The organism is Massilia arenae (genome assembly GCF_008014745.1).
Classification (GTDB): Bacteria; Pseudomonadota; Gammaproteobacteria; order Burkholderiales; family Burkholderiaceae_D; genus Telluria; species Telluria arenae.
Genome location: NZ_VPFD01000016.1, coordinates 58,790 through 75,317, shown reverse-complemented (window position 1 = coordinate 75,317; position 16,528 = coordinate 58,790). Strand labels below are relative to the sequence as shown.

15 protein-coding genes are annotated in these 16,528 nt (G+C 63.3%); 10 read left to right on the top strand and 5 right to left on the bottom strand.

From position 1 onward, the window contains the following. Window positions 1-9 precede the first annotated feature (9 nt). From FVD38_RS15495 to FVD38_RS15480, 4 genes are all read right to left on the bottom strand, one after another. Window positions 10-2,835: a type VI secretion system Vgr family protein gene (locus FVD38_RS15495; RefSeq protein ID WP_147935646.1), complete on the bottom strand. Its 2,826-nt coding sequence runs from the start codon at window positions 2,833-2,835 to the stop codon at window positions 10-12. Window positions 2,836-3,040: 205 nt separating this feature from the next. Continuing rightward, window positions 3,041-3,454, bottom strand: coding sequence for a lactoylglutathione lyase (gene gloA, locus FVD38_RS15490; RefSeq protein ID WP_147935645.1), 414 nt, complete (start codon window positions 3,452-3,454; stop codon window positions 3,041-3,043). 99 nt (window positions 3,455-3,553) lie between these two features. Then, a complete protein-coding gene (locus FVD38_RS15485; protein WP_123067820.1) occupies window positions 3,554-3,985 on the bottom strand; it encodes an OsmC family protein in 432 nt (143 codons plus the stop codon). A gap of 3 nt (window positions 3,986-3,988) precedes the next feature. Beyond that, window positions 3,989-4,315, bottom strand: coding sequence for a hypothetical protein (locus FVD38_RS15480; RefSeq protein WP_147935644.1), 327 nt, complete (start codon window positions 4,313-4,315; stop codon window positions 3,989-3,991). 144 nt (window positions 4,316-4,459) lie between these two features. Here FVD38_RS15480 and FVD38_RS15475 point away from each other — a divergent pair, with 144 nt between their 5' ends. The 10 genes from FVD38_RS15475 to FVD38_RS15430 all read left to right on the top strand — a co-directional run bounded on the left by FVD38_RS15475 (window position 4,460) and on the right by FVD38_RS15430 (window position 15,471). After that, window positions 4,460-5,368 carry a DUF3667 domain-containing protein gene (locus tag FVD38_RS15475; RefSeq protein WP_147935643.1) on the top strand — a complete coding sequence of 303 codons (909 nt, stop codon included), beginning with the start codon at window positions 4,460-4,462 and terminating at the stop codon, window positions 5,366-5,368. A gap of 130 nt (window positions 5,369-5,498) precedes the next feature. Continuing rightward, on the top strand, window positions 5,499-6,401 hold the full coding sequence (locus tag FVD38_RS15470) for an NAD kinase (protein WP_147935642.1): 903 nt from the start codon (window positions 5,499-5,501) through the stop codon (window positions 6,399-6,401). Window positions 6,402-6,467: 66 nt separating this feature from the next. Next, a complete protein-coding gene (gene recN / locus FVD38_RS15465; RefSeq protein WP_147935641.1) occupies window positions 6,468-8,132 on the top strand; it encodes a DNA repair protein RecN in 1,665 nt (554 codons plus the stop codon). 277 nt (window positions 8,133-8,409) lie between these two features. Continuing rightward, window positions 8,410-8,838: an organic hydroperoxide resistance protein gene (locus tag FVD38_RS15460; RefSeq protein WP_147935640.1), complete on the top strand. Its 429-nt coding sequence runs from the start codon at window positions 8,410-8,412 to the stop codon at window positions 8,836-8,838. Window positions 8,839-8,985: 147 nt separating this feature from the next. Further along, entirely contained in the window at window positions 8,986-10,089 is a 1,104-nt protein-coding gene (hemH, locus tag FVD38_RS15455) for a ferrochelatase (protein WP_147935639.1), read from the top strand. Window positions 10,090-10,327: 238 nt separating this feature from the next. Then, window positions 10,328-10,903: a nucleotide exchange factor GrpE gene (grpE, locus tag FVD38_RS15450; protein WP_147935638.1), complete on the top strand. Its 576-nt coding sequence runs from the start codon at window positions 10,328-10,330 to the stop codon at window positions 10,901-10,903. A gap of 121 nt (window positions 10,904-11,024) precedes the next feature. Then, window positions 11,025-12,977 carry a molecular chaperone DnaK gene (gene dnaK, locus FVD38_RS15445; RefSeq protein WP_147935637.1) on the top strand — a complete coding sequence of 651 codons (1,953 nt, stop codon included), beginning with the start codon at window positions 11,025-11,027 and terminating at the stop codon, window positions 12,975-12,977. A 115-nt stretch (window positions 12,978-13,092) separates the two neighbouring features. Continuing rightward, on the top strand, window positions 13,093-14,226 hold the full coding sequence (gene dnaJ, locus FVD38_RS15440) for a molecular chaperone DnaJ (protein WP_147935636.1): 1,134 nt from the start codon (window positions 13,093-13,095) through the stop codon (window positions 14,224-14,226). A gap of 200 nt (window positions 14,227-14,426) precedes the next feature. Further along, window positions 14,427-15,125 (top strand): carbonate dehydratase, encoded by a 699-nt coding sequence (gene can / locus FVD38_RS15435; protein ID WP_123069023.1) that lies wholly within the window; start codon window positions 14,427-14,429, stop codon window positions 15,123-15,125. Then, window positions 15,103-15,471 (top strand): nucleotide pyrophosphohydrolase, encoded by a 369-nt coding sequence (locus FVD38_RS15430; RefSeq protein ID WP_147935635.1) that lies wholly within the window; start codon window positions 15,103-15,105, stop codon window positions 15,469-15,471. Before can ends, FVD38_RS15430 begins: the two co-directional genes overlap by 23 nt. 114 nt (window positions 15,472-15,585) lie before the next feature. Here the strand turns inward: FVD38_RS15430 and FVD38_RS15425 are convergent, their stop codons facing one another. Then, window positions 15,586-16,116 (bottom strand): PEP-CTERM sorting domain-containing protein, encoded by a 531-nt coding sequence (locus FVD38_RS15425; RefSeq protein WP_147935634.1) that lies wholly within the window; start codon window positions 16,114-16,116, stop codon window positions 15,586-15,588. Window positions 16,117-16,528: the final 412 nt, after the last annotated feature.

The window sequence follows — 16,528 nt, the reverse complement described above, 5'->3', positions numbered from 1 at the left end:
GGGCAAACTTCAACGGGTCAATGCTTCCAATGGATCGTGAGGATCCTCATCGTCAGGCTTTCGCGGCTTGTAAATGACCTTCTTGACCGCCTTGTTTTCGACGTTCTCGTGCAAAGCCTTGCCGTCTTTGTCGAGCGTTCCTGTAACGACTGGCCCATCCTGAAAGTGGATCTCGTAATCGACATCGGGAATGCCCTCGGCGATCTCGGGATCGAGGTAGTGCAAGGCAATCCAATGCTGCATCTCGGGACTGAGCTCCCCCGGCAGATTGCGCAAATTGGCGGTGTTGCGACGGCCCTTGTCGAAGACGTGCTTACCACCCTTGACCGAAAACTTCCCGGGACAGGCGAAGGTAATGTCGCCACCTTCCAGCGTGATCGCCGACTCACCGGCCTGCAGCACGATCTTTTCCTTGGCCTTGATCTCGATCCGGTCATTCACCGAAATCACGGTGACCTCCTTGTCCGCCAGGATTTCCAGCTGATCCGTATGCGCTTGCAGCGACACCGGCCCATTCGCCGCGATCGCCTGGATCCCACCCCCATGCGAAAACAGGCTCGCCGCGCCGCCCGCCACGGTCGACACCGTGTGCGCCGCAGCGATATGGAAATCCGACTGCGTCGTCCACTGCATCTGTCCGCCCGCATAGACCACGGTCGATGCCGGCGTCGACCAATTCACGCTGGCCGCCGAGTCCATCAGCACGATCGCCGCCCCAAATTTTTCAACGGGCTGCTCACCATCGAGCTCGCGCGACCCCGCCTTGGCCTTGATTGCCGTCTGCCCACCCACCGCGCCGTCATACTTGCCCTTGGCGTGCGGATCGATCAGCGCGATGAATTCCTCCTGCGCCTTGGCCGCATCTATACTGAACAACGCCTGCGACTGGCCGGCCGCATCGCGCAGCGCATCGCCCAGCGACTGCGCCGCCTTGAACTGCGCCACCGCCTCGGCCGCATCCATCTGCGTCGACGTGATCCCACTCCCGAGCTGCGGCCGCGCGCTGGTCGACAGCAGCACGCCTTCACCGCCACGCACGACCGCCCAGGCATCGGTGCGCAGCTCGAAGCCGCTGCCGCGATACCGCCCGCGTTGAGAAGTCCCAGGCGGCTGCTCGATCAGGTAACCGAGATTGAGTTCGCTGCCGGCGCTGCTGCTTGCCAGCCGCGTGCGCAGTTGTCCGGACGTGTCATCGACCTGCCATTGATTGAAGCCCCCGCCATCGAAGTTCCGGCTATGAATCCCGGACAGCACCCCGGCATGCTCGGCGCCCGAATCCACGCCGGCCGGGAACGGCGGCAGGTCAACGCCGTTATGCAACTGCGCCACGATGACCGGCCGGTCGATATCGCCCTCGATGAAATCCACCAGCACTTCGGTGCCGATGCGTGGCGTGAACACCGTTCCCCAGTTCGGCCCTGCCAGCGCCTCGGCTACGCGTATCCAGCAGCCGGAAGCGTCATTGCCCGGCGCGCTGCCCCGTTCATCCAGGTTGTGAGACAGGCCGCCCGGATTCGGATTGACGCCACGCTGCCACGCGAACTGGACTTTGACTTGATGATCGCGTGTGCTGGTGGCAACCGTATTCGGCAAGCCGACCACGAGTGCCGTCTGCGGCCCCAGGCTCGTGCAGGGATGTGGCGCTGCGATGGCGGCCGGTACCAGCGCCACCACGTCGCGCACGCAGGCGAAGGCATTGCGATAGGTACCGTTCTCGATCTGTTTCGCCGCGCCCGCGATGCCCGTGTCGAAGTTGTTGCGCGCTTCATGTTGTACCCACAACACGGTGAAGGCGTTGGCGCCGCCCGGATAGCGATCGTGCTGCGTCAACGTAAAACCATGTCCCGCCGCCAGCCGGCGCACGGCGCCCGCGCCTTCGAAGACCTTGTTGTCCAACTCGAGCGCCAGCAGCATCAGCTCGCTGTGAGCACGCATCGCGGCCCCAGTGTCTCCACCGGTGCGTTCGCCGCTACCGTCATGAATGGACAGCACCGGAACGGCGCCGACGTCGAGGTGCGAACCCAGTTCGGCCGCCGGCGCCAGCAAGATGGATGGGTTCCAGCTGCTGATGCTGACGCCGTTGGCGGCAAGCCGCCGCCGCGCGTGGAAGGTGTCGATCGCATCGTCGCGCTCGGTTGCACGTACGCCATGAAAGCGCAGCGTCGCGCCGCCCGGCGTCGGGGGAATCCGCGCCCGCCGGTCGAAGATCACCAGCCGGTGCCGCGCCTGGCCGTGGTCGGCGCCCGCCACGGTCTCGAACGGAGAATGATCGAAGCGCCAGCTCAAACCCTCGGAGGCGAGCAGCCGCTCGAAGAAGGCGTAATCGCTTTCGCGGTACTGCGTGCAGACGGGCCGCGGCGCCAGTTCCTGCGTCACGTCGAATGAGACGTCAACCTGTGGATAGTCCGCCAGTAATTCACAGACGATGTCGCGCACGGTCTTGTTCTGGAACAGGTAGCAGTCGCGCCGCAGCGTCAACAGCGCCAGCGCCGGTTCGAGTACCAGCCGGTAGCGGGCGACGCCGCCATCGGCCCCCAGCCAGGAGGCTTGCGTACAGAGGCCATGCCAGGCGCGCCGGCCGCCATCCGGCTGCAGCAGGCCGACGCTCAATTCTTCGCCGATAAAGGAAGACAGGTCGAGGTCGGTCGAGGTGCTGAGCGCATCGACCTCGAAACGGAACAGCGCATTGACGGCTTCGCGTCCGGAGAAGCGCTCCGCCACGAGCGATTGCGGCAGGCCGCTTTTCTGGCTGCTGGCCAGGGTGAGGAGCCGCGCATGCTGGCTCAGGCCCGTGCCGAACAGGCCGAGCGAAGCGGGGTCGGGAAAGGCTCTCATGGGCGCGGGCAAGCCGGGATGGACATCGTCGCTCCTTTGCGTTGGCGGCAATGTCGATCTTAAGAGAGCGGGTCTTCCAAGTGATGCCTGCAGGCATGACGGTCGTCAAGCCGCAAGTGGGATATGCGTAGCGGGTAGAGCGAAATAAAAAATGGCGCGGCACCTACAGGCGCCGCGCCATCCTTGCTGAAAATTCAGTCAGTGTTCAGGTGCTCAGCCCACCGCCGCTGGCATGGTCGGCGCGCTCGATCAGCTCGACCTTGTAGCCGTCGGGATCGGTGATGAAGGCGATCACGGTGGTGCCGCCCTTGACCGGGCCCGGTTCGCGGGTGATGTTGCCGCCGGCCGCGCGCACCTGTTCGCAGGTGGCGTAGATGTCTTCGGCCGAGATCGCGATGTGGCCGTAGGCGCTGCCCATGTCGTAGCTGTCGGTGCCCCAATTATAGGTCAGCTCGAGCTCGGCGTGGTCCGGATTGCTGCCGTAGCCGAGGAAGGCCAGGCTGTACTTGTATTCCGGGTTATCGCTGGTGCGCAGCAGTTTCATGCCCAGCACCTTGGTGTAGAAGTCGATGGAGCGTTGCAGGTCGCCGACCCTCAACATGGTATGCAGGATGCGCATTTTGGCTTGCCCTATGTGTTTCGAAGAACCGCCATTCTATGCGTTCGACGGCATCCTTGCCGGAGGCGCCGCAGGCCGCATGGCCCGCGGCGCGCCGGATCAGTTCTCGAGTTTGGCGTCGAGCGTGATCTTCGCGTTCAGCAGCTTCGAGACCGGGCAGTTTTCCTTGGCCGTGGTGGCCGCCTTGTCGAAGGCTTCCTGGCTCGCGCCCGGGATCTTCGCCACCAGCTCGAGGTGCACGGCCGTGATCGAGAAGCCGCCCTCGACCTTTTCCATCGACACTGTCGCCTTGGTGCGCAGCTCGTCGGCGGTCAGGCCGGCCTGGCCCAGTTGGCCTGACAGCGCCATCGTGAAGCAGCCCGCGTGCGCCGCGCCGATCAGCTCTTCGGGATTGGTGCCTGGTGCGTCTTCGAAGCGGGTATTGAAGCCGTAGGGCTGGTCCTTGAGGGCGCCGCTGCCGGTCGATACCTGGCCCTTGCCATCTTTGATGCCGCCGCTCCAGACGGCGCTGCCATCGCGTTTGATCGTCATGTGTTATTTCCTTTCAGTGTCGTTGTCGTTGTCTTCGGGTGCCGGCTCGGCATCATGGTCGCGCATGTCGCGATGACGGTCGGGCTGCGGCTGGGCCTGGCCGGTGGCGCCGGGGGCGGGATCGACCGCCTCCGAAATGCCGGGCGTGTTGCGCGAGTCGGTATCGACCAGCCCTTGCTCGAGGTCCTTGGCCGCCTGCTTCATGACGCCGCGCGGTTCCTGGTCCTGGCCGTCCGGCGTCTCGTCGCGTTCGTGTGGCTGGCGTTTGACGCCATCGTTGCTCATCGGTTCCTTCGTGTTGACGAACCGGTCCTTGGATTCAGTCACCATGGTGCTCTCCTTTGTCATTTCGTCATTCCCATCGTAACTGTGTCGCATCGAAACAGTCGCGCAATTGAAAGCCGTAATTTGATGATGCTTTTTTGCAATTAGATGGTTAACATGGAAGCTTGACCGTATTGACGGAAGCGCACTGTGACTCCAGACACCCTGACTCACCATGCCGGCATCGCCTGCAAGAACTGTGGCGCGACCACGCAGGGCAATTATTGCCAGCAGTGCGGGCAGGCCACCCACCTGCACGTGCCGAGCGCACGCGAATTCCTGCACGAGTTCATCGCACACTACGTGGCGCTGGAGGGCAAGCTGTGGAAGTCGCTGGCCCTCCTGATCGCCCGTCCGGGTTTGCTGACCTGCGAATACATCGAGGGCCGCCGCGTGCGCTATCTCGAGCCGTTGCGCCTCTACCTCACCTTCAGCATCATTTTCTTTGCGCTGTTCAAGCTCAGTGGCGTCGAGGTGGCGCGCTTCGACGAGCCGACGCCGGCCCTGGCCGCCGCGGTGGCCGAAGGGCGCGCCAAGGAGACGGTGCTGGGCCCGGCCATGGGGACGAACGCCGCCGAGTATGAAAAGGCCCTGGCCATGCTCGACAAGAAGGCCAGCAATGTGCATCCGGTATTGCGCGAGCGGGTGGCCCGTTTCCTGTCCCTGACCCCGGCGGCGCAGAGGGCAACGCTCAAGCAAGCCTTCTTCAGTTATACGCCGTATGCGATCTTCGCCATGATGCCGCTGTTCGCGCTATACCTGAAGATCCTGTACCTGGGCACCGGCCGCCGCTACGGCGAGCATTTCCTGTTCGCCCTGCACGTGAATGCCTTCGCCTTCCTGATGCTGTCGGTGATGATCCTGGTGCCAGAGACCTGGAAATTCATTACCTTCGCGCTATTGCTGTGGCTAGTGTTTTACCTGCCGATGGCAATGCGCCGCGTTTACGAACGCAGCTGGGTGGGCACCGTCGTCCGCTGGGTCGTGCTGATCTTCGCGCACATCGTGACCTTGGTCTCGGCTGTATTGACCGTAATGAGCATGGTACTGATGGGCTGAACTTGCAGTGCAGGGGCGGCGCCAGCTATACTGTTCATCTATACAGTAATTACCGAGCGCCGTATGGCAGTCGCAGGGATTATCGGTTAATCTCCAGCGTGTCGTTTAACCCTATACTGCAGAGACCGTCATGCCCGCTTCGCCCCAACCGCAACAGATCATCGCGCTCGTTGTGCGGCATAACACGGCAGGCGTCGAAGAGCCGGTCGGCCGCATCCGCGATTTCCTGCGAGAGGCGGGCTACCGCGTGGTGTTCGAGGCCGATACCGCGGCCAACCTGCAACTGGACGATATCGATTCGATGACCGTGGCCGAGATCGGCGCGCAGGCGAAGATCGGGATCGTGGTCGGCGGCGACGGCACCATGCTGGGCATCGCGCGCCAGCTGGCCGCGTACGACATTGCCCTGATCGGCATCAACCTGGGCCGGCTCGGCTTCATCACCGACATCCCGCTCGACGACATGCTGCCGGCGCTCAGCGAGATCCTTCAAGGCCGTTCGCGCGCCGAAGAACGGACCCTGCTCGAGGCGCGCGTGATGCGCGACGACGAGCAGATCTTCTGCAGCGTGGCCGTCAACGACGTGGTCGTGGCGCGCGGTACCGGCGCCGGCATGGTCGAACTCAAGCTGACCGTCGACGGTCAATTCATGTATAACCAGCGCTCGGACGGCCTGATCGTGTCCACGCCCACCGGCTCCACCGCCTATGCGCTGTCGGCCGGCGGTCCGCTGCTGCACCCGAGAATGAAAGGCACGGTGCTGGTACCGATCGCGCCGCACGCGCTGTCGAACCGGCCGATCGTGGTGCCCGACGACAGCGAGATCGTGGTCGAGCTGGTCAGCGGACGCGACATCAGCGTGAACTTCGACATGCAGACTTTCACCAGCCTGCAACTGGGCGACCAGATCGTCATCTCGCGTTCGCCGCACACGATCACCTTCCTGCATCCGCTCGACTGGAGCTACTACCACACGCTGCGCCAGAAGCTGCACTGGAACGAATACCCCACCAACGACGGCAAGCTCAAGTAAGTCGCCACGATCCAGCGCCTGACCTGATCGCCACAGAATCGCCAATCACCGGAGACCCGATTTTTCATGCTGCGCACACTGACCATCCGCGACTTCGTCATCGTCGACGCCATCGAACTGGAGTTCTCGAACGGCTTTTCGGTGTTCACCGGCGAGACCGGCGCCGGCAAGTCGATCCTGATCGATGCGCTGCAACTGGCGCTGGGCGGACGCGGCGACGCCAGCATGGTGCGCGAAGGCGCGGCCAAAGCCGACATCACGGCCGATTTTTCGCCGACCGCAGCGGCGTCGAGCTGGCTCGAGCAGCATGAATTCGGCGTCGAGGAGGGCGGGGCGCTGCTGCGGCGTGTGATCGACAACGCCGGCCGCTCCAAGGCCTATATCAATGGCGTGGCCGCCACCGCGGCCCAGTTGCGCGAACTGGGTGAGCTGCTGGTCGACATCCACGGCCAGCACGCCCACCAGTCGCTGCTCAAGCCGGACGCCCAGCGCGCGCTACTGGACAATCAAATCGCGGTGCGCGATCCGCAGGCGCGCATCGAGGCGCAAGAAGTGTCGCAGTCCTGGCGCGCCTGGCGCGCGCTGGTGCGCCAGCGCGAGGAATACGAGACCAATGCCAAGAACGTGCTGATCGAGCGCGAGCGCCTCGAGTGGCAGGTCAGCGAGCTGGATAAACTGGCGCCGAAGGCCGGCGAATGGGGCGAGATCAGTAACGAACACAGCCGCCTATCGCATGCCGCCAGCCTGCTCGAAGGCGCCCAAGAAGCCCTGGCTGCGATCTCGGAATCCGAGCATCCGATCCTGTCGCAGCTGTCCTCGCTCAATGCCAAGCTCGGCAAGCTGGTCGACGTCGACGCGCAACTGCAGTCGGTGCTCGACTGCATGGAGCCGGCCCGCATCCAGCTGCAAGAGGCCGTGTCCGAGCTGAACAATTACATCGACAAGGTCGAGCTCGACCCTGGCCGCCTGCGCGAGGTCGATGCCCGCATGGAGGCGCTGCACAGCGCCGCGCGCAAGTACCGCGTCACGCCCGAAGAATTGCCCGAAGAACACGCGCAATTGGCCACCAAGCTGCGCCAGCTGGCCGACGCTACCGATATCGAGGGCTTGCGCAAGCAGGAAGACAAGGCCGCAGCCGCCTATATGGAAGTGGCGGGGCGCCTGTCGGTGCGCCGCGTCAAGGCCGCCGCCGAACTGGGTACGCAGGTGACGGCCGCGATGCAAGAACTGAGCATGAGCGGCGGCAGCTTCGCCATCGGTCTCAATAGCGGCGAGCCGGGCGCGCATGGCCTCGAACAGGTTGAATTTTTGGTCGCCGGCCATGCCGGCGTGGCGCCGCGTCCGCTGGCCAAGGTGGCCTCGGGTGGCGAACTGGCGCGCATCTCGCTGGCGATCTCGGTGATCACCTCGAACGCGACCACGGTGCCCACCCTGATCTTCGACGAGGTCGATACCGGCATCGGCGGCGGCGTGGCCGAGGTGGTGGGGCGCCTGTTGAAGCGCCTGGGCCGTCAGCGGCAAGTGCTGTGCGTGACCCACTTGCCGCAGGTGGCGAGCCAGGCCAACCAGCACTTCCAGGTGGCCAAGGGCACGACGGGCGAGGGCCGCACCGTATCGCGCATCGACGTGCTCGACAGCCGCGCGCGGGTCGAAGAGGTGGCGCGCATGCTGGGCGGGATCGAGATCACCGAGACCACGCGCAAGCATGCGCGGGAGTTGCTCGCTTCCTGACATCGGCCAACAGCCTCAGCACGTCGTTCCCGCGCAGGCGGGAACCCAAGTCCTTCGCGCTGCCGATACCGCCAAACGTAGCGTCAGCGCTAACAACCTCAGGTTCCCGCCTGCGTGGGAACGACGTGCGTGCGGCGCGGGCGACAATGTGGTGACCGGTCTGCACCTATCCAATTAGTTGTCATGCCGCTTTCTTCATTCTGTGGCAGAGTGACGTTCGACCTGCGGCCCTCACGCCGCAGCATCGTTCGCCAACCCAACCATGGAAGGAATTCGCATGAGCATCGAAAAAGTCCTGTACCGCGCCCAAGCCACCTCGCAAGGCGGCCGTGAAGGCACCTCGAAAAGTTCCGATGGCGTCCTTGACCTGAAACTGAGCACGCCGAAGGAACTCGGCGGTGGTGGCGGCTCGGGTACGAATCCTGAGCAGCTGTTCGCGGCCGGCTACTCGGCCTGCTTCCTGGGCGCCCTGAAATTCGTGGCCGGCCAGGCCAAGGTCGCACTGCCGCAAGACCTGACCATCACCGGCGACGTCGGCATCGGCCAGATCCCGACCGGCTTCGGCATCGAAGTCGACCTCACCATCAAGGCCCCGGGCATGGACCAGGCCCAGCTGCAAGAGCTGGTCGACAAGGCCCACATCGTGTGCCCATACTCGAACGCTACCCGCGGCAATATCGACGTGCGCCTGCACGTGAACACCTGATTCCGGTGGCATAAGACAGGTTCCGTGGTTCGAGCGCCACGGAAGGCGGTGGCGCCACTCCGGCAAAAGGGGGCGTCACCGACTTTGGCGACTGCCCCCATCGCAGTCCCCCCATATAATAGGCGGTCCTTTCTTGAGCCACTGTCTATGCCATTTCGTAAAGAACCGCCTCACATCCACGGCACCGTGCCGCACAGCGCGATCGTCCTGGTCAACCTGGGTACCCCGGACGAGCCGACCCGCTCGAGCGTGCGCCGCTACCTGAAGCAGTTCCTGTCCGATCCGCGCGTGGTCGAGATACCCAGCCGCATCTGGTGGTTCATCCTCAACCTGTTCATCCTGCCGTTCCGTTCCGGCCAGTCGGCCGCCAAGTACCGCACCATCTGGACCCGCGAAGGCTCGCCCCTGCGCATCCACACCGCCCACCAGGCGGCAAAATTGCAGGCCGTGCTGGCCGAACGCGGCCACGAAGACGTCAAGGTGGCGATGGCCATGCGCTACGGCACGCCGTCCCTGCCCGACGTGCTTGACCAGCTGAAGGCCGACGGTTGCGACCGCATCGTCGTGCTGCCCGCCTACCCGCAGTATTCGGGCACCACCACCGCCTCGATCTGGGATTCGGTGTTCCAGCATTACGCGCGCGTGCGCAACGTGCCCGAGCTGCGCCTGGTGAAGCACTACCACGACCATGAGGGCTATATCAACGCGTTGCGCGACAGCGTGCAGGCCCACTGGGACGCCCACGGCCGCGGCCAGAAGCTGGTAATGAGCTTCCACGGCACGCCCAAGCGCACCCTGGAGCTGGGCGACCCGTATTTCTGCGAGTGCCAGAAGACCGGGCGCCTGCTGGCCGACGCGCTCGGGCTCGCGCCGGACGACTACCTGGTCACCTTCCAGTCGCGCTTCGGCAAGGCCGAATGGCTGCAGCCGTACACTGCACCGACCGTGCAGCAGCTGGCGCGCGACGGCGTCGAGCGCATCGACGTGATCTGTCCGGGCTTTACCAGCGACTGCCTCGAGACACTGGAAGAGATCTCGATGGAAGTGCGGCATGATTTCATCTCGAACGGCGGCAAGGACTTCCACTACATCCCCTGCCTGAACGCCTCGCCGTCCTGGATCCGCGGCATGGCCGAGATCGCCGAACAGCACCTGATCGGCTGGCCCACCATCCAGACCCCGGCCCAGCGCGAGGCACGCCGCCTCGACGCAGAGCGCGGCGCGCAGAACGCGGCCCGCCTGGGTGCCTGAGCCGTCGCATGCCGGCGCCACCCCGGCATCGATTCCACGGCCTTTCACAAGCGCTTGCTTATTGACAACCTGCTAAAATGCCAGGTTGTTGGTACTGGGCGCCGTATTTATCCGTTTTTCAGATGCCATCTCTGCAATTCCCCTTGAAATTGTAGGAGATCGCCTCATCTGGGGCGCTGTGTATCGATCCGGATACGTTTCTAACTCAGCCAAGTCCTTGATTCTAGGAGTTTTTCCGATGCAAGACCAAGAAAACAAAGAGGTGCTCGACCAGCAAGCTGGCGAAGCGCCTGCCGCTGACGCCACTGAGGGTGCGACCGCACAAGCCGCCGCGCCGGCCACTCCGTCCGCAGAGCCAGGCCTCGAAGAACAACTGAGCGCCACCGAAGCCAAGCTGGCCGAGATGCATGACGCCTTCATGCGCGCCAAGGCCGAAGCGGACAATATCCGCCGCCGCGCCCAGGAAGACGTGAGCAAGGCCCATAAATTCGCCATCGAAAGCTTCGCCGAGGCCATGGTGCCGGTGCGCGACAGCCTGGAAATGGCCGTCAAGGTCGAAGCCCCGACGGTCGAGTCGATCCGTGAAGGCGTCGAAATGACCCTCAAGCAGCTCACCGCCGCGTTCGAGAAGAACCGCCTGGTCGAAGTGATGCCTCAGGCGGGCGACAAGCTGGACCCGAACAAGCACCAGGCCGTGGCCGTCGTGCCGTCGGAACAGGAAGCCAATACCGTGGTCACCGTGCTGCAAAAGGGCTATATGATCGCCGACCGCCTGCTGCGTCCGGCCATCGTGACCGCCGCAGCGCCGAAATAAGGACCGGCAGCGGCATCTGTGTGTGTTCTAACTGACGCTGTCAACTGAACCACTTGAAACCACGCTGCCCCTTCCCAATATTGAATCCATCAGAAATTCACAAATACTAAAGGAACACATCATGGGCAAAATCATCGGTATCGACCTGGGCACCACCAACTCCTGCGTCGCCATCATGGAAAACGGTACCCCGAAGGTGATCGAGAACGCCGAAGGCGCGCGTACCACGCCGTCGATCATCGCCTACCAGGAAGACGGCGAGATCCTCGTCGGCGCGCCGGCCAAGCGCCAGGCCGTGACCAATCCGAAGAACACCCTGTTCGCCGTCAAGCGCCTCATCGGCCGCAAGTTCGACGAGAAGGAAGTGCAGAAAGACATCTCGCTGATGCCGTACCAGATCGTCAAGGCCGACAACGGCGACGCCTGGGTCGGTGTACGCGACAAGAAACTGGCAGCCCAGCAGATCTCGGCTGAAGTGCTGCGCAAGATGAAGAAGACCGCCGAGGACTACCTGGGCGAAGAAGTCACCGAAGCCGTCATCACCGTGCCGGCCTACTTCAACGACTCGCAGCGCCAGGCGACCAAGGACGCCGGCCGCATCGCCGGTCTGGACGTCAAGCGCATCATCAACGAGCCGACCGCGGCTGCGCTGGCATTCGGCCTGGACAAGACCGACAAGGGCGACCGCAAGATCGCCGTGTATGACCTGGGTGGCGGCACCTTCGACGTCTCGATCATCGAGATCGCGGACGTGGACGGCGAGAAGCAGTTCGAAGTGCTGTCGACCAACGGCGACACCTTCCTGGGCGGCGAAGACTTCGACCAGCGCGTGATCGACTACATCATCGACGAATTCAAGAAGATCAACGGCCTCGACCTGTCGAAAGACCCGATCGCCCTGCAGCGCATCAAGGCTTCGGCCGAGCGCGCCAAGATCGAACTGTCGTCGTCGCAGCAGACCGAGATCAACGAGCCGTACATCGCCATGGCGAACGGCGCGCCGGTCCACCTGAACCTGAAGATCACCCGCGCCAAGCTGGAGTCGCTGGTCGAGGAACTGATCGCCAAGACCATCGAGCCATGCCGCATCGCCATCAAGGATGCCGGCGTCAAGGTTTCGGACATCGACGACATCATCCTGGTCGGCGGCATGACCCGCATGCCGATGGTGCTCGAAAAAGTGAAGGAATTCTTCGGCAAGGATCCACGTCGTGACGTGAACCCGGACGAAGCCGTCGCCGTCGGCGCCGCGATCCAGGGTTCGGTCCTGTCGGGCGAGCGCAAGGACTTGCTGCTGCTGGACGTGACCCCGCTGTCGCTGGGCATCGAGACCCTGGGCGGCGTGATGACCAAGATGATCCACAAGAACACCACGATCCCGACCAAGTTCTCGCAGGTGTTCTCGACCGCCGACGACAACCAGCCGGCCGTGACCATCAAGGTCTACCAGGGCGAGCGTGAAATCGCGCAAGGCAACAAGAGCCTGGGCGAGTTCAACCTGGAAGGCATCCCGCCGGCAGCACGCGGTACGCCACAGATCGAAGTGACCTTCGACATCGACGCCAACGGCATCCTGCACGTCGGCGCGAAAGACAAGGCCACCGGCAAGGAAAACAAGATCACCATCAAGGCCAACTCGGGCCTGTCGGAAGAAGAAATCCAGAAGATGGTGAAGGACGCCGAGCTGAACGCGGAAGAAGACAAGAAGGTCAAGGAAATGGCGGAAGCCCGTAACCAGGGCGACGCACTGGTCCACTCGACCCGCAAGTCGCTGACCGAATACGGCGACAAGCTGGACGCGGCCGAGAAAGAGAAGATCGAAGCGGCGATCGCCGATCTGGAAGGCGCGATCAAGAGCGGCGACAAGGCAGACATCGATGCCAAGACCGCAGCCCTGTCGAGCGCAGCGCAATCGCTGGGCGAGAAGATGTATGCCGACATGCAGGCGCAGCAGGCAGGCGGTGCGGGCGCTGCAGGCGCCGGCGCGGCCGGTGCGGCCGGTGGCGAACAGTCGGCCAAGCAGGACGACGACGTGGTCGATGCCGACTTCAAGGAAGTGAAGGACGCCAAGTAAGCGTCTTTGGCGCGGGAACGAACAGTTTCCCGCGCATAGGCCGAGCCGACACCTTCACTGGTCATCGGCTCGGTTTTTTTGTCAGAGATACAGCAGATAACTTTAGGTGCCGACCATGGCGAAGCGTGATTTTTACGAGATCCTCGGGGTCGCAAAGGGTGCGTCGGAAGACGAGATCAAGAAGTCGTATCGCAAGCTTGCGATGAAGTACCACCCTGACCGCAACCCGGACAACAAGGAAGCGGAAGAGAAGTTCAAGGAGGTCAAAGAGGCCTACGAGATGCTGACCAATCCGGAGAAGCGCGAAGCGTATGACCGCTACGGTCACGCCGGCGTCGATCCGAACAGCGGCATGGGCGGCGGCTTCGGCGGCGGCGCGGGCGGTTTCGGCGACGCCTTCGGCGACATCTTCGGCGACATCTTCGGCGGCGGCGGCCGTGGCGGTCGCGGTGGCGGCCCGCAGGTGTACCGCGGCGCCGACCTGCGCTACAACCTCGAGATCACGCTTGAGCAAGCGGCCCACGGCTTCGACACCACCATCCGCGTGCCGAGCTGGGACAAGTGCGACACCTGCCACGGCAGCGGCGCCAAGCCGGGTACGCAACCCGTGACCTGCACCACCTGCGCCGGCCATGGCCAGGTACGCATGCAGCAAGGCTTCTTCAGCATCCAGCAGACCTGCCCGAAATGCCATGGCAGCGGCAAGATCATCCCAGAGCCGTGCGCGGCTTGCGGTGGCGCCGGACGCATCAAGCGCAACAAGACGCTGGAAGTGAAGATCCCGGCCGGTATCGACAACGGCATGCGCATCCGCTCGTCGGGCAATGGCGAGCCGGGTACCAACGGCGGGCCGCCGGGCGACCTGTATGTGGAGATCCACATCAAGCAGCACGCGGTGTTCCAGCGCGAAGGCGACGACCTGCATTGCGAAATGCCGATCTCGTTTTCCAAGGCAGCCCTGGGCGGCGAGATCGAAGTGCCGACGCTCACCGGCAAGGTGTCGTTCACGGTGCCCGAAGGCACCCAGACCGGCAAGACCTTCCGCCTGAAGGGCAAGGGCATCAAGAACGTGCGCTCGGGCTATACCGGCGACCTGTTCTGCCACGTGGTCGTAGAGACCCCGGTCAAGCTGACCGACAAGCAGAAGGAACTGCTGCGCGAGTTCGACCGCCTGACGTCCGAAGGCGGCGCCAAGCACAGCCCGCAAAGCAAGGGCTGGATGGACAAGGTCAAGGACTTCTTCGAATAAGCTGTTGTACTCAACCGCCGGCGGGCACATGCCCCCGGCGGTTTTTTTTCGCCTGGCCCGGCCGCAGCCGGCCGCCATGCAACGCTGTTACACTTCACGTATTTTGAGGAGCACCGCCGAAACGCCCGCACAAGATGGGCCCGGCAACGTCGAACGGGAGCCTCCCGCCCGACGGCAACACGACAATATAAGGAATCACGATGGACAAGTACAAGACCAAGGGATTGACCGCGGCAGAGCTGTTTGAACGGAACCGTACCTGGGCCGCCTCGATGGTGGCCGAAGACCCGAACTTCTTCAAGGCCCTGCAAGACCAGCAGGCGCCCGAATACCTGTGGATCGGCTGCTCGGACAGCCGCGTGCCGGCCAACGAGCTGCTGGGCATGGCGCCGGGCGAGCTGTTCGTGCACCGGAACATCGCCAACGTGGTCGTGCACTCCGACCTGAACTGCCTCTCGGTGCTGCAGTTCGCGATCGACGTACTCAAGGTCAAGCACATCATCATCTGCGGCCACTACGGCTGCTCGGGCGTGCACGCGGCATTGACCGACATCCGCGTCGGCCTGGCCGACAACTGGCTCGGCCACGTGCGCGACGTGCGCGAGAAGCACGGCAAATACCTGGGCAACGTGGCCGGCCGCGCCGCCACCAATCGCCTGGTCGAACTGAACGTGGCCGAGCAGGTCATGAACACCGCCCACACCACCATCGTGCGTGACGCCTGGGAACGCGGCCAGCCGCTGACCATCCACAGCTGGGTGTACGGCGTGCATGACGGCTTGCTGCGCGACCTGGGCATCACGGTCAGCAGCTTCGACGAGATCGCGCCGAAACTCGAGCGCGTGCTCAACGGCTATCTGGACGGCGGAGAAGTGCGTGACGAACGCCGCGGACAGTGATCTCGCGCGTCTGCGCGCCATCGTTCGCGAGTTCGTCGACGAGCGCGACTGGGATCAGTTCCACACGCCCAAGAACCTCGCCTCGGCCCTCTCCGTCGAGGCGGCCGAGCTGCTGGAGCATTTCCAGTGGCTGCAGGCGGGCCGCGCCGACGAACTCGGCGCAGGCAAGCTGAACGAGGTGCGCCACGAGATGGCCGACGTGCTGGTGTACCTGGTGCGGCTGGCCGACAAGCTCGACGTTGACCTGTTCCAGGCAGTGGAAGAGAAGATGGTGCTCAACCGCGCCAAGTACCCGGCCGAGCTGGTGCGCGGCGATATGCGCAAGTACGACGAGTACAAGAAGTAGGGTGGAACGGGGCGCGTAGCTGGCCTTGCCTTCCACACGCTCGACCTGCACCTGCAGGGGAGCAGGACCTGCCGCGGCGCCGCCCGCGGCAGGTCCTTCAAGCCGGGCCGCGGATCAGTCCTTGTGCTGCTTGCGACGGCGGGTAGCGGCCAGGCCGAGCATGCCGGCGCCGAGGGTGAGCAGGGTGGCCGGTTCAGGGACTTCACTTACCACGACCGGCTCCACCCAGGCGACCAGCGTCGAATAGTCGAAGTTGACGGTATCGAGCAAGCCGGACACCCAGATCGTGACATCCAGCGTGCCCGTCTCCTGCAACTCGGTGAGTGCGCTGAACTCGTATATCTGGCCGTTGTACGTGACGTTCTGGACCGTTGCGGCAAGGTCGCCGTTGAAGAAGAATCTCACCGTCTCGCTGAAGCCGAGGCGGTCGTACAGGCGCACATACAGATCGGCAGACACCAGGGTTGCGTTCGGCAGGTTGGCCCCGATCAGCTCATGTGTGAACGTGATCGGCGTAACAAACGTGACCAGCCAGTTCGGGTCTGCATCATACGTATCAGTGTACTGGACTGGAACAGCATGTACCGCACCGGTCGTGGCCAGCATCAAGGCTGCAGCACCCACTAGTTTTTTCAGGACTTTCATGATTACCCTCCGTTTTGGTTTGATTTCGAGTAATACGTCGCTTCGATATGAAGCACGGGTCACTATGCAAATCGCGTGCCACGGATGAGCATTTGATTAAAATCAAAGAGTTACCCAAAGCGCATGGAATTTTGACCAACTGTATGTAACTTTGCCCGACACCACCAAATGGTGTAGAGACTTTGTCAGCCTGTTTTTTCGCCGTTCACATTGATCTAAAAACGTTTCGTGACGGCCCGTAACGTGTGGGCAGGGCTCGCCGATGTCCGTTAAGCTTTTGACATGGAATCGCATTTTTATTAGCAGATCGGCAGGAGAAGCGCCTCGCTGGCGTTGTGTTTGATCTGGATTAAAGGCCCCCGCACAGGATCAGGCTGTTTTGGTCTCGCGCGCTCAACACAAGGTAGAACCC

Coding starts and splice junctions, on each gene's coding strand:
- hemH (WP_147935639.1), top strand. CDS start 8,986: ATGCCATTTCGTAAAGAACCGCCTCACATCCACGGCACCGTGCCGCAC.
- FVD38_RS15480 (WP_147935644.1), bottom strand. CDS start 4,315: ATGGTGACTGAATCCAAGGACCGGTTCGTCAACACGAAGGAACCGATG.
- dnaJ (WP_147935636.1), top strand. CDS start 13,093: ATGGCGAAGCGTGATTTTTACGAGATCCTCGGGGTCGCAAAGGGTGCG.
- recN (WP_147935641.1), top strand. CDS start 6,468: ATGCTGCGCACACTGACCATCCGCGACTTCGTCATCGTCGACGCCATC.
- FVD38_RS15460 (WP_147935640.1), top strand. CDS start 8,410: ATGAGCATCGAAAAAGTCCTGTACCGCGCCCAAGCCACCTCGCAAGGC.
- dnaK (WP_147935637.1), top strand. CDS start 11,025: ATGGGCAAAATCATCGGTATCGACCTGGGCACCACCAACTCCTGCGTC.
- FVD38_RS15485 (WP_123067820.1), bottom strand. CDS start 3,985: ATGACGATCAAACGCGATGGCAGCGCCGTCTGGAGCGGCGGCATCAAA.
- gloA (WP_147935645.1), bottom strand. CDS start 3,454: ATGCGCATCCTGCATACCATGTTGAGGGTCGGCGACCTGCAACGCTCC.
- FVD38_RS15470 (WP_147935642.1), top strand. CDS start 5,499: ATGCCCGCTTCGCCCCAACCGCAACAGATCATCGCGCTCGTTGTGCGG.
- FVD38_RS15425 (WP_147935634.1), bottom strand. CDS start 16,116: ATGAAAGTCCTGAAAAAACTAGTGGGTGCTGCAGCCTTGATGCTGGCC.
- can (WP_123069023.1), top strand. CDS start 14,427: ATGGACAAGTACAAGACCAAGGGATTGACCGCGGCAGAGCTGTTTGAA.
- grpE (WP_147935638.1), top strand. CDS start 10,328: ATGCAAGACCAAGAAAACAAAGAGGTGCTCGACCAGCAAGCTGGCGAA.
- FVD38_RS15495 (WP_147935646.1), bottom strand. CDS start 2,835: ATGAGAGCCTTTCCCGACCCCGCTTCGCTCGGCCTGTTCGGCACGGGC.